This window comes from Paenibacillus sp. MMS20-IR301 (assembly GCF_032302195.1).
Lineage (GTDB): Bacteria > Bacillota > Bacilli > Paenibacillales > Paenibacillaceae > Paenibacillus_AQ.
The window spans coordinates 1,974,166-1,987,475 of the sequence record NZ_CP135275.1; the positions used below are offsets into that span (position 1 = coordinate 1,974,166).

At 54.7% G+C, this 13,310-nt stretch carries 10 protein-coding genes; 1 reads left to right on the top strand and 9 read right to left on the bottom strand.

Annotation, left to right across the window (positions count from 1 at the left end; genetic code table 11):
- Positions 1 to 21: 21 nt before the first annotated feature.
- The 5 genes from LOS79_RS08710 to LOS79_RS08730 form a co-directional block, all read right to left on the bottom strand.
- On the bottom strand, positions 22 to 1,860 hold the full coding sequence (locus LOS79_RS08710; RefSeq protein WP_315418231.1) for an ABC transporter ATP-binding protein: 1,839 nt from the start codon (positions 1,858 to 1,860) through the stop codon (positions 22 to 24).
- Positions 1,844 to 3,568, bottom strand: coding sequence for an ABC transporter ATP-binding protein (locus LOS79_RS08715; protein ID WP_315418234.1), 1,725 nt, complete (start codon positions 3,566 to 3,568; stop codon positions 1,844 to 1,846). Before LOS79_RS08715 ends, LOS79_RS08710 begins: the two co-directional genes overlap by 17 nt.
- A gap of 52 nt (positions 3,569 to 3,620) precedes the next feature.
- Positions 3,621 to 4,106 carry a nitroreductase family protein gene (locus LOS79_RS08720; protein ID WP_315418236.1) on the bottom strand — a complete coding sequence of 162 codons (486 nt, stop codon included), beginning with the start codon at positions 4,104 to 4,106 and terminating at the stop codon, positions 3,621 to 3,623.
- Positions 4,093 to 4,422 (bottom strand): hypothetical protein, encoded by a 330-nt coding sequence (locus tag LOS79_RS08725; protein ID WP_315418239.1) that lies wholly within the window; start codon positions 4,420 to 4,422, stop codon positions 4,093 to 4,095. Before LOS79_RS08725 ends, LOS79_RS08720 begins: the two co-directional genes overlap by 14 nt.
- A gap of 258 nt (positions 4,423 to 4,680) precedes the next feature.
- Positions 4,681 to 5,955: a glycoside hydrolase family 1 protein gene (locus LOS79_RS08730; protein ID WP_315418242.1), complete on the bottom strand. Its 1,275-nt coding sequence runs from the start codon at positions 5,953 to 5,955 to the stop codon at positions 4,681 to 4,683.
- A gap of 248 nt (positions 5,956 to 6,203) precedes the next feature.
- Here LOS79_RS08730 and LOS79_RS08735 point away from each other — a divergent pair, with 248 nt between their 5' ends.
- Positions 6,204 to 7,199, top strand: coding sequence for an AraC family transcriptional regulator (locus tag LOS79_RS08735; RefSeq protein WP_315418245.1), 996 nt, complete (start codon positions 6,204 to 6,206; stop codon positions 7,197 to 7,199).
- Positions 7,200 to 7,203: 4 nt separating this feature from the next.
- Here the strand turns inward: LOS79_RS08735 and LOS79_RS08740 are convergent, their stop codons facing one another.
- The 4 genes from LOS79_RS08740 to kdpC form a co-directional block, all read right to left on the bottom strand.
- Positions 7,204 to 8,442 carry a cellulase-like family protein gene (locus tag LOS79_RS08740; protein ID WP_315422085.1) on the bottom strand — a complete coding sequence of 413 codons (1,239 nt, stop codon included), beginning with the start codon at positions 8,440 to 8,442 and terminating at the stop codon, positions 7,204 to 7,206.
- 257 nt (positions 8,443 to 8,699) lie between these two features.
- Positions 8,700 to 9,641 carry a ketopantoate reductase family protein gene (locus LOS79_RS08745; RefSeq protein ID WP_315418247.1) on the bottom strand — a complete coding sequence of 314 codons (942 nt, stop codon included), beginning with the start codon at positions 9,639 to 9,641 and terminating at the stop codon, positions 8,700 to 8,702.
- Positions 9,642 to 9,827: 186 nt separating this feature from the next.
- Positions 9,828 to 12,149, bottom strand: a complete 2,322-nt coding sequence (locus LOS79_RS08750) for a universal stress protein (RefSeq protein WP_315418250.1) — start codon at positions 12,147 to 12,149, stop codon at positions 9,828 to 9,830.
- Positions 12,150 to 12,235: 86 nt separating this feature from the next.
- Positions 12,236 to 12,922 carry a potassium-transporting ATPase subunit KdpC gene (gene kdpC / locus LOS79_RS08755; RefSeq protein ID WP_315418253.1) on the bottom strand — a complete coding sequence of 229 codons (687 nt, stop codon included), beginning with the start codon at positions 12,920 to 12,922 and terminating at the stop codon, positions 12,236 to 12,238.
- Positions 12,923 to 13,310 lie beyond the last annotated feature (388 nt).

A 13,310-nucleotide genomic window follows, 5' to 3' on the forward strand; every position in this document is an offset into this window, starting at 1 on the left:
AAATATTATGAACAGCAGATGTTACCCTGCTTGGATCGCATGCCTGAACTGGCTGTCGTACAGCTCATGGTATACCCCGTTCAAGGCAAGCAGCTGTTCATGGCTGCCCTGCTCAGCGATCTGCCCGCCCTGGATCACCAGAATCCGGTCCGCATCCTGAATCGTGCTGAGCCTGTGGGCGATTACGAAGCTGGTCCGGCCCTTCATCAAGGTACGCATGGCCTGCTGGATATGCATCTCAGTCCGCGTATCCACGCTGCTCGTCGCTTCATCCAGAATCAGGATCGCCGGATCAGCCAGGATCGCCCGGGCAATGGTCAGCAGCTGGCGCTGCCCGTGGCTTAAGGTCGTCCCCTCTGTGCCTAGCAGCGTATCATAACCCTGAGGAAGCCTAGCGATGAAGCCGCTGACGTTAGCCAGCCTAGCGGCCTCCTCTACCTCACGGTCCGTAGCCTCCAGCCGGCCGAACCGGATGTTCTCGCGGATCGTTCCCGAGAAGACGTGGGCATCCTGCAGTACCATGCCGAGCTGGCTGCGCAGCTCATTCTTGTTCAGGCTGCGGATGTCCTGCCCGTCAATCAGCAGCTCCCCGCTGCTGATCTCATAGAAGCGGGTCAGCAGGTTGACGATCGTCGTCTTCCCTGCTCCGGTCGGCCCGACGAGCGCGATCTTCTCGCCCGGCCGGGCCGTGAAGCTGACGCCGCTTAAGATAGGCGAATCGGCCTGGTACCCGAAATGTACATCGCGGAAAACAACCTCCCCGCGAAGCCGCGGCAGCGCCTGAGGCTGCTCACCCGCATACTCCGAAGGCATATCCATCACTTCGAACACCCGCTCTGCACCGGCAATGGCCGATTGGATCAGATTATACTGGTTCGCAAGCTCGGCGATCGGACGGCTGAACTGCTTGGCATAATTCAGCATACTGACGATAACCCCGACGGTGGCCAGCTCCTTATAGGCCATCCATCCGCCGGCCGCCGCAATCAGCGCGAAGTCCAAATTGTTGATCATGTTCATCACCGGGCCTACCAGTCCGGAGACGATCTGCGCTTTGATGCTGACTTTGTTCAGCTCTCCGCTAAGCCCGCGGAAGCGGACGGTTTCCGCCTCTTCCCGGCGGTATTGCTTAATGACCTTCTGTCCGCTGATCGCTTCTTCAATATAGCCGTTCAGCTCTCCGAGATGCTTTTGCTGGTTCTTGAAATAGATCCGGCTGAGGCTTGTAATCCGGCGGCTGGCCAGCAGCACGAGCGGAATAGTAACCAGTGCAATAAGCGTCAGCGGGACATTCAGCAGCAGCATAATGACCAGTGACCCGCTTAGCGAAATCAGACTGTTGAGCAGCTGGGTTACACTTTGGTTCAATGAATTCGACACATTGTCGATATCATTGGTTGCCCGGCTCATTAATTCCCCGTTAGCCCGGGTATCGAAGAAGCTGACTGGCAGCTCCTGATACTTAGCGAAGAGATCGCGCCGCAGCTCAAATACGGTCCGCTGCGAGACGGAGGTCATCACGTATGCCTGCACCCAGGATACACAGCTGCCGAGCAGATAGATGCCGCCCAGCAGGATGCAGAACCGGACCAGCAGTCCATAATCCTGGGGAATGATTGCCGAATCAATAGCCTTGCCCAGCAGGTACGGGCCGGTCAGGGCAACAACAGCGTTCAGGACTGTAAACAGGTAGACCATGATCAGCCCTGCACGCTGACGGTTCAAATAGCTCCAGATCCGTTTAATTGTGGCCGCAGTATTCTTGGCCCTGACCTTGGGCACTGTTCCGCGGCCAAACGGACCGCCGCCGAAGCCGCCGGGACGTCCGGGTGCCTGCGCCTGATTAGGATGACTGGACATACGGCACCTCCTCTTCCTTCAGCTGTGACTGGCGGATATCACGGTAAATTTCACTGCCTGCCATTAGCTCAGAATGGGTGCCCTGGGCTGCAATCCGGCCGTTCTCCAGGATCAGAATCCGGTCTGCATCAATAATGGAGGAGACACGCTGGGCGATCATTACGACCGTGCAGCCCCGCAGCTGCGTCTTCAGCAGCTGCCGGATCCGGGACTCGGTAACGGCATCCAGCGCGCTGGTGCTGTCATCCATAATCAGGATGGCCGGCTTGATCAGCAGCGCGCGGGCTATGGACAAGCGCTGCTTCTGCCCGCCGGACAGGTTGACACCGCGCTGCCCGAGCAAGGTGTCGTACCCGCCTGGAAGTGTGCTGATGAAGCTATGCGCCTCGGCGGATATCGCGGCCTGCTCCACTTCCGCATCGGTAGCATCCGGGCGTCCGTACCGGATATTGTCCCGGATGCTGCCGCTGAACAGCAGCGACTGCTGCATTACGAAGCCGATCCGGCTGCGCAGATGATCAAGGCCAATCTCCCGGATATCCGTACCGTCGATGGTAACCGAACCGGACAGCACCTCGTAGAACCGGGGGATTAGGCTGACTAGCGTTGTTTTTCCGGAACCGGTTGCCCCCAGAATAGCAATGGTCTCACCCGGGCTGGCCGCAAAGCTGACCTCTTCCAGCACCAGATTAGCATCCGCAGAATTGTACGCGAAGGCAACATTATTAAACTCAATCGCTCCGCGGGTAATCCCTTCATTGTCTGCTGAAGGAGCTTCAGTAATCTCGCTTGTGGTGGCGAATACTTCATTCACCCGGTCACCTGAGACTTTAGCCCGTGATACGAAGGTAAGCATATTGCTCAGCATCATCATTGACATCAGCAGCTGGGTAACATAGTTGATGAACGCGATCAGCTCACCGACCGGAAGCTTCCCGCTCCAGTTCTGCATTCCTCCGAACCACAGCACCGAAACAATGCTTGCATTCAGGATAAGCATCATCAGCGGCATATTCAGTGCCATCAGGCGGATCGCCCGGATCCCGGTATCCGTATACTCTGTGTTTGCGGTATTAAACCGCTTCTGCTCATGCTTCGTACGGACAAAAGCTTTGATTACCCGGATTCCGCTCAGATTCTCCTGCAGCACATTACTCACGCTATCCAGCTTCTCCTGCATCCGGGCAAACAGCGGAAACGACAGCCGGATCAGAACATACAACAGAATGAACAGCAGCGGCACCGCAGCCAGCAGAATCAGAGCCAGCGACGGGCTGATGCGGATAGCCATGACCAGACTGCCGATTAAGAGCAGCGGCGAACGGACAAAGGTCCGCAGAATCATTTGCATAAAAGTCTGCAGCTGCACTACATCGTTCGTTAACCGCGTAATCAGTGAGCCGGTCTTCAGCCGGTCAAGATTGCGGCTTGAGAAGGTCTGAATATGCTCAAACAGCTTAATCCGCAGATCATTACCGAAATTCTGTGAAGCAATACTTGAAAAAACTGTACACCCCACACCGCCAACCATCCCCACCACGGCTACACCCAGCATTATTCCCCCGGTCGAGAGGATATGCGGCAAGTCATTCATCATCAGGCCTTTATCTACAATGCTGGCCATTAAGGCCGGCTGCAGCAGGTCCATTATGACTTCTATGATCATCAGCAGCGGGGCAAGCACACACCATAGTAAATAGGGTTTCATGAACCCCCTAAGTTTCCACAATCAGTTCACCTTCATCTCATCTGTCATTCATCTAAGGCAGGTAAGTCATTTTGCCAGCAATCGGTGTTCTCTCCTTGATGGCAGGACCATCCGCCGGATACCCGATCCCGAGCACGGCAATCACATCATAATCCTGCGGCACGCCAAGCAGCTCACGGTTGCGGGCAGACGCGCCCATCGAAGACCAGAATACACCGGCGCCGGCTGCATGGGCAGCGAGCATCAGATTCTGGATATAACAGGAGACCGCCATCACATGCTCATCACGTTCAAACGGGGTCGGCGCAGGTTTGGATAACACCCCAATCACTACCGGGGCTCCTCCGAAATCAGTCTTATGCTGCAGCGCCGCCCGGGTAACCGGTCCGATGGAGAGCAGCTCCCATGGCTCTGTCATCCGGTGATTCGGAGCATAGCTTGCGGCTGTAAGCCACTTGTGCAGATCAGCTTCGCTGACCGGATCAGGCTTGAATGCCTTAATTGTTCTGCGTGTCTCTATTGCATTAATGATCGTCATGTTTCTTGTCTCCTCCTTCGGTTGTGTTCTCCTGTTCAGCCAGCACCTCACGCAGTTCGAACGCCTGGATGAATTCCTGAATCACGGCCTCCGTCGCCTTCAGCTCTCCGCTGATTACCTGCTGAATGGAAGCAAACTCCGGCTGATTAAGCTGCTGCAGCAAGGTATCGCGCTTCACATGGAGCCGTTCCAGAAAAGCAATAGCCCGGCCGCGGCGGAAGGTCTGCGCACTCTGGAAATTCCTTCTCCCGTCATCAGGCGGCCCCCATCCCCTGTGCTCCTTATGGCCCCGGTGTTCATGCTTGCCTTCGCACATGCCTGTTCTCCTCCTTCTAACGTATACATTTGTATACGAGTGTCTCATGTATACAAATGTATACCCTGAATCAGGAAATTGTCAAGCTTCCAGAAGCAGCGGCCGGAAGAACAATGTTTCACTGATTCAGCGGCCGAGCCTCAAATTCACACGGAACCTAATTGTTTCTGGCTGATTAGTTCTAGATCAATACAAAAACAGCAGCGCAAGGCGCTGCTGTCATACTTCCTGCGTATCTATTCTCTCACCCTACACGCTTCAGCTTAAAGCCCGGACCGTATTCCTCCTGGCGATCGCACCGAGCAGATGCGCGCTTTCTTTTACATGACGTTCCTGCGTATCCCTGTTCACTGCAATTACACCGAAATGCGGGCCATAGCCAAAGGTCCATTCAAAGTTATCAAATGCCGACCAGTACATATAACCAAGGACAGGAATTCCATCGGCAATACAGCCCTCAAGCCCTTGCAGCCCCCTGCTTATGAACCGGATACGCTGTGAATCATCCTCCGTAGCAATTCCATGCTCTGTAACCATGATTGGCAGCGTCAGCTCAGACGCCACCCGGCGGATGCTTCCGGCCAGTGCTTCGGGGTAAAATTCTGTTCCCATCCCCGTTATTTCTTCAGCAGTGTCTGCAGTCTGGATCAGCCCTTGCGGTCCGTACACTTCCCTCGCGTAGTTCTGAACACCAAGGAAGTCATCCCCTGCGATAGCGTCCTTGTACTGTCCGAAATAGTCGTACCACTTCCCGGCTGCATATGCTTCTCCGCCCGCAACCGACTGCACATCCGGGAGCGCAAGCGACAGGCCCACCTTCGCAGCCGGCTGCAGCGCTTTGATCGCTGTCCGTGCTTTCTTATGCGCATCCATTACAATAGGCAGCGATTGCTCATCTGAGGCCATATGAAAGGTGAAATACTTATCAATCGTCGTTCCGCAGCGCAGGGCGGCGGCTTCCCGCCAGCCGGGTGCCGTCCAGGCTGCACCGTCAATCCCCACCGGCGGCATGAAATCGAGATTCACGAACAGCTCCTTCAGCAGAACAGGCAGATTCGCCTCGTTCATCGTTACAACATAGGGAATATCCTGTCCCAGCTCACTGAACACTGTTTCACAATATTGTGCGAACCGGTCTGCTGTCTGCGGATTCTTCCACCCGCCGAAGCGCATCAGCCAGCGCGGTGAAGTGAAATGATGCATCGTAACAACCGGGGTAATTCCGTTCTCCTTACACGCCTGTAGCACATCACGGTAATGGCCGATCTCCGCACTGGAGTAGATACCCGGTTCAGGCTCAATTCTGGCCCACTCGATGGAGAAGCGGTAGCTGTTCAGGCCAAGCCCGGCAAGCAGCAGGATATCTTCACGGTACAGCTGATAATGGTTAATAGCGTCACCCGAGTAGTCACGGTACGGCGAGCCCTCTGCATGCTCTTCCGCCCATAAATCAGCATTAATATTATTCCCTTCCACCTGATGCGCTGAGGTCGCTGTTCCCCATAGGAAATTTTCCGGATAGGATTGCGGCAAGATCATCTCTCCTCTGTAATCTGATATGTATATCGTTCTCGGGTTTAATGGTAACAAACGTACCCGCTTGATATAATGGTAGAATAACAGGGATTGATTGCTCGAATCGAAGATTTAATTAAACTAATGAATACAAGTGAATATGCTGTGATCCAGTTGTTATACCCTATGAACATATCCGAATCAAATAACTCCTTCAGCCGCAGAAAAATGGATTTCAGAATAAATTTATCAGAGGAGGAATTGCGGTGCAGCGTTCGGAACTGATCCTTTTTTTACAAAATCACCGCCTGGGGAATCTGGATACTGAGGCGGTCCGGCAGGAGCGTAATCCAGAATCCGTATTAATCGGAGGCCTTCCTGTATTTCTGTTTAACCTCAGCTTTGATATTCATGATTCGCCGGTGGACGAGAGTATTTCCATTTCACAGGTGCCGTACGGAACAGAAATTCCGCTGCATATGCATAATTATATTGAGATGATGTTCGTATACAGGGGCCGGTGTGACGTTACTGTCGGGGGGATGGAGCGGATGCTGATGGCGGGGGATCTCCTGATTATTGACAAAGAGACGCCTCATGCCGTAAAGCAGACAACGCAGGATGATTACGTGGTTAACATTATTTTGAAACAGGATTTTTTGTCTCCGGCCTTCCTGGGACGGCTCAGCGGACAGAGTATCATTTCGCGCTTTATGGTGGAGTCGTTAATCAGCAGCCGCAGGCATAATCATTATCTGCTGTTTGCTTCCGCCGGTGTGGAACGGATTGCAGAGATGGTGGAGAATATGATGTGTGAGTTTTTTGAGCGGGATCTCTTGTCGGGGGAGCTGATTGATTCGTATCTCCTTGTCCTCTTCTCGCTTCTTATCCGCTGCACGCCATTGCAGGAAGAGCGAGCAATCCGGCAACCCGGCAGCCATACCTGCTCGATTATTGAGTTCATGCAGTACATTGAAGCGAATTATGAGCACTGCACTCTGCCTGAGATGGGCCAAGCGTTCGGCTTCCATCCGAATTACCTGTCTTCTCTGCTCAAAAAAGGAACCGGAAGGTCGTTCAAGCAGCTGCTGCAGCTGCAGCGGCTAAGCCAGGCCAGCCTGTTCTTAACCAGCTCCGACCTCCCGGTTCCGGACATTGCCGAGCAGGTGGGCTATTCGAGCCTCACCTTCTTTTACAAAAAATTCAAAGAAATCTACAAGGTCACGCCCTCGGAATACCGTGAAGCGAATAAACGCTTCTGAATGCTCAGGAGTTCAGGATGAAGTTATTCCATTTCTGCTGCCAGGCAGTATCGCTCCAGAACGGATGATGCGGCGCACAGTTAGAGCACAGCGTCATACCCCAGAAGCCAAGCTGCATGCCTTTGCGCAGGGCATATTCAGCAATGAATTTCCCGACAGGCCCTTCCTCGAAGCCGGCCAGCAGCGGCGTGTAGCCTACATAACCTTCTCCGATAACCACCGGAATTCCTACTTTGGCCGCCCATTCGTGCGTTTCTTCAAACCGCAGATCTGCCTTCTGCAGCATCGCAAGCTTGTGCGCACTGTACCGGTCATACAGAAACAGATCCCACTGCTCAGGGTCAACCCAGTCGTGGAGATACAGCAGCCTTAGTCCAACGGGGTTGCCCTCCATCCGCCATTCCTGTCCGGCCGGGAGGGTCCACTCTGCGAATGGTGGCGCATCCTCACGCAGGATCGAAGTCACGAATTCACCGGGAAAAGGCAGCAGCGGATCATCCAGTCCTGCAGCTGCGGTAAGTTCATTTAACACACCTTTGATATACAGATGGAAATGCGCCACCTGGAGATTGCGGGCTACATAAGCCTTCGGATAGGCCTCATTTAAGGTATAACTGGCCGTAATCAGCACATCGGGATGGGCTGCCCGGAGATAACCCGCCGCTTCCTCAATATATGGCTGCATCGCCGCAACCAGGCCCGGAACATCACCGGCATCAATGCCTTGCGCGGTTCCGACGGCTGTCAATTGCCCGAACTCCACTTCATTGTGCAGCTCTGCGTAGACAATCTGCTCCCCGTAGCCCGCTTCCTTAACAAAGCGGATCAGCTGGTTCAGCGACCCCGCAATCGCCATAAACCGGTCCTCCGGGGCAATTGCAGCCAGTTCGTCCCGCAGTGCAGGGTGGGCCAGAAAGCTTGGACTTTGCTGGTATTCCCATGAGGAGAGCATAATATAGCAGCCGTGTGCTTTGGCTTGTCTGAACAGCTCCAGCAGACGGGCATGACCGTCCAGCTCTGCACCGCCGCGGCAGTTATACCATCTTGTCCGCTGGCCGATTGACCCGAGGCTGCCGAACTGCAGCGGTCCCGGACGTCTGCCCTCCGCCGTGAACAGCAGAAACGGCATGGCGCAGATACGGATTGTATTATAGCCCCGCTCCACTGCCTCCGCAAACCGTGCCTGCAGATCATGATAAGGCTCACCTGGCAGTGTCATCGTATACCAGGAGAAATCCCACATGGTAATGGTTAGTTTCCTTGGCAGTCCTGGATGCAGGCCGGCATTCTGCAGATCATCTGCATCGGCTTCTTCGGGTACCCTCTCTTTCACATCATCCATCATCCACATATCCCTTCCCGGATCTCATTGTAAATGCTTACATCAAGCTAAAGCTTACAGGATCTTCCGGTAGCGGACAATTGACAATAGCCTGTTTATGATGGATTATTCTCTGATTAGCAAGCACTCTTATCCTGCTCCCAAAGAATGATAGATCATCAGCGTTTCTCCGCTGTGTATCTGGCAGAGGTCTCCTTACGGAAATGATCCCATGCCGGTGCAGGCAGCTTAGCCTTCTTCTTCAAGCCTTCGAAGGAATGAAGCAGCGCCTCAATCTCGCTGAAGGAGCCGTCAATCAGCTTCATGAAAGGCAGCTTATGGATAAGCCTCAGCCCGTGGTATGTCCATTTCGGATGCCGGCGGACCGCTGTCAGCGGTGCAGCAGGAATAATGCGGTACCCCAGCTTCTCCAGCACGGCGAACCCTTCATCCATCACCGTTACAGCCTGCTTCAGCCGGACCTTGTCCCGGAAGATTTTTGAGAGATTACCTTCGTGTAGATAGGTCAGAGAATTGAGCGCTACAATGGGCACAATATGGCTGAGCAGCCAGGCATTCATATCCGCTTCATAGAGCAGCTTATATTTCGTTCCTTTGAAGGCCTGGTCCAGCACCGGTTTGAACGTCACCTCCCCTGTAAGGCTGCCCAGCACCATCTGTCCGCCTGCGCGGATACAAATCACCCGCCCGTCAGTCTCCCGCATACCGCCGCTGAGCTGGAAGCCGAAGATTATATTTTGCGGAACCCGGCTGTGCTCTTGGAAATACTGAAGCATGCCATGCGCATCCGCGTTATTGCCGACAAGCACAATATTTCTGCTCAGATTCTCCGCCAGCACCGGCAGCACCGCCCGGAAATCATTGTACTTCATCACCACGAAGATCAGATCATACACATCGCCTGACTCCAGCGTTTCAATGACCTTCACTTGATCAACCGTAGTTTTACGCTGAAAATAATGCCGGATCACCAGTCCGTCCTGCCGCAATTGCTCCGCTCTTGCAGTTCTGGCCAGCACTGTTACTTCATTTCCGCCCCTTACCAGCACATGGGCCAGATAACTGCCCAGAACTCCTGCTCCCAATACTAATATCCGCATCTGCCATTCCCCTTTGCTATCTAACATTTGTTCGTTTATGAACATCTGTTCAATAGATTATCAGCAGAGCAGCTGCTCAGCAATTGCCAATGAGGTACGGTATGTCAAGTTATGAACAAATGGCAGGTAATTGTCTAGTAAATGTGCTACAAGCATGAACTTCAGCGCCTGGCGGGCAACGGATAATCAATCCGTAATCGGCGTATGACCAGCAACAATCAGCATATCCATATGCCGGGCATGGCGGAGCAGATAATGGACGAAGCTCTGCTTGATCAATGAACGCCACAGGGACTTGCGTGATTGGCCGATGATCAGCTGTGTCGCCCCGGTCTCATTCATCCGCTGCAGCAGATGCTTATGCAGGTGCTTTGGGCTGCCCGCCTCCGTAATTTCCATCACTCCGCCCAGCCGCTCCGTGAGCTGCCGTAACGTCTCCAGCCGCTTCTCTTCGTCATCACTTTGCTTGTAAGCGCAGTGCACATAATGTACACGCCACTGCGCCTTCAGCCGGTGGGCAAGCCGGAAGCCGCGGCGGATCAGCCGCTCTGCCTGCGGTCCCGTGTCCACGCAGACGAAGATCATCTCGCGCCGGCTCCAGGGCCCGCGCAGCGAGGTCTCGCGGTCCCAGGCTTCGAGCCGCTCATCCACATCATCGGCAATCTCGCGGAGAGCAAGCTCCCGCAGCGCGATCAGATTGCCTAGCTTGAAGAACGACTCCAGCGCCTGGTTCACCTTCTCGCTGGCGTAGATTTTCCCTTCCCGCATCCGCTGCTGCAGCATCTGCGGGGTCACGTCGATCAGCTCCACCTCGCTGGCCATCCGCAGAATCGCGTCCGGTACCGTCTCCCGGACCCGCACCCCGGTCAACTGCTGTACCGCATCGTTCAGACTCTCCAGATGCTGCACGTTGACCGTGGTGATGACGGAGATGCCGTGCTCCAGCAGCCGGATAACATCCTCATACCGCTTCTTCGTCCGGCTGCCGGGAACATTGGTATGGGCCAGCTCATCCACCAGTACGACCTCAGGTTGCCGGGCAATGATGGCTTCAGTATCCATTTCCGTCAGTCCGGCTGACTGATACTGAATCCGGGCCCGCGGGATCATCTCCAGTCCACCGATTTGTCCTTGTGTCTCCAGCCTGCCGTGGGTTTCCAGCAGGCCGATAACAACATCTATGCCCTTGTTCAGGAGCAGGTTGCCTTCCTGGAGCATTTTGTAGGTTTTGCCGACTCCGGGAGCAGCGCCGATATAGACCTTGAACGTCCCCCGGCGGATTGTCTCGATCCGCTGCTCCAGCTCCCTGCCGGTCAGGCGGTGGAACGGCTCTGCTGCCTTCTCCGCTGCCGGCCGGACCGGCAGAATCCGTTCCCCCTCCTGCTCCGCCCGGTCAGCCATCAGGAAGATATCGATATTCCTGGTCTTGCGCAGGACACGGCTGGTGATCGGGCCCTGCCACTTCTCCTGCCAGCGGCTCTTCTGTGAATGGCCCATCACAATCCGGGTGACATTGTTCTGAGTCGCGTATTGCACGAGCTTAGCGGGCAGCTGCCGCAGGCGAAGCAGCTCCAGCTCTTCAAATCTGGCACTGATCCGCTCTGTCAGCTTGAGAATCGAACGCTTGAACACCTGCTGCTCTTTCGTCAGCGGGCGGCTGCGCAAGACGAAGGTAACGATGACCAGATCCCCGGAGAGCCGCTTGGCAATCTGCTGGCCTCTGCGGATATAGAGCGAGCCGTTCCAGTGATACTGGGCTGAGACAAGAATCCGCTCTGCTGCTCCGGACGGGCCAAGCAGCCCTTCCGCTTCACGGTGCTTCTCCAGCGAGTCATTGACGCCCTCCGCCATGAGCCGCAGCGCCAGCTCACGGAGCACCCCAAGATTTCCCCGGCGTAGGAGCGCCGGATGCACGCCATCTCCAAGCACCCCCTCCTCCATCCGCTTCAGGATCGTTTCCGGGGAGACATCTATCAGCCTTACTTCATCGGCGAGCTCCAGCGTATTCAGCGGCACCGTTTCGCCCGCACGGATACCCGTCATCTCATAGATCAGTTCACCAACTCCGGCCAGCTCATACACATTAACTGTTGTAATGACACTGATGCCATGATCCATCAGATAATGGATGTCCTCCAGCCGGGTCGGGTAAGCTGCTCCCTCCCGGTTGCGGTGCGCCAGCCCGTCGACCAGCAGTACCTCGGGGTTACGCGCAAGCAGGACTTCCAGCGGCAGATCCTTCTCTTCCTTGCCGTCCTTCTGCCAATGAAGGCTGGGTATCCGCTCCAGATCACCCAGCTGCTGAACCGTGTCGGCCCGGCCCATGGTTGAGACCGCACTGATTACTACATCAATGCCCTGCTGCTTCAGCAGCTTGCCTTCCTCCAGCATATGATAGGTTTTACCCGAGCCGCTGACCGAGCCGATGATGATCTTCAACCGCCCCCGCTGCAGCCGGTAGATGGAATAGAGAATTTCTTCCGGTGTTTTGCGTTTGTAGGGAGCCACTTGCTTCCCTCCTTTTCTGCTGATGTACAGCTGACAACGGAAACGACCCTGCCCTCTTATATCACAAGGACAGGGTACAAACTGCGTTACTTCGCGGCTAGTTCCGTTAAAGCCAGATTCAGCTTAAGCACATTCACCCGCGCTTCCCCGAACAATCCAAGATCGCGGCCTTCAGTATGCCCGGTGACCAGCGCCTTCAACTGCTCAGCGGGAATTCCGCTCAGTCGGCTGATCCGCGGAATCTGCACCAGCGCCGCTGCCGGGGAGATATGCGGGTCAAGCCCGGAACCGGAGTTCGTAATAAGGTCCACCGGCAGCCCGCTTACCGGCACATCCGGATTATCCAGCTTCCACCGGGCAATGGAACCGGCTGTGCGCTGCAGCATGTCAGGATTCGACGGTCCATAGTTATTCGAGCCGGAGGCTTCCGCTTTGTATTCAATACTGGATACCCGGCTCTGGAACAGCGCCGGATTACTGAAGCTCTGCCCGATCAGCTCCGAACCGACAGTCTCGCCTGCAGCGTTCTTCAGCAGGCTTCCGTTCGCCTGCGCAGGCATCAACACCTGAGCGAGCGCTGTAGAGGCAAGCGGATAGGCTATTCCGCACAGTATAATGAACACGGCACTGAGACGCACAATGGTGAAGAGATAAATGCCTTTTGACGATGCCGGCTGCTCCTCGGCAACCGAACTACTGCTGCTGCCGGAATGATTGGATTGCACGGAATCATTGGTTTGTACAGAATCAATGGATTGTATGGAATTCCTCATAATTGCGTTGCCCTCCTTGAAGTTACTTGCTTACATTTGCATCTGCTACTTGCTGTCTGCGTTCTTGCTTTTGCCCTCTCGCAATCTACTATCCCAATTTGCGACCTCGCTGTACGCTCACCCGCTGTCTGCCCTCTCGCAATCTACTATCCCAGTTTGCGACCTCGCTGTACGCTCACCCGCCGTCCGTTAACCCGCCGTCTGCTCAAGCGCTGTGCCTTCGCCGGAAATAAGTGGAAAAAGAGCATTTAATCATCTGGGAACCAGTGATTTCAAGAATTTAGCTGGAAGAACAACACTTATTCATCCGAGATTCACTGCTCACCGCCGAAATCGGGAGATTTAAGTGTCATTTATCCAATTATTTACCTGTAACCGGAAAAACACA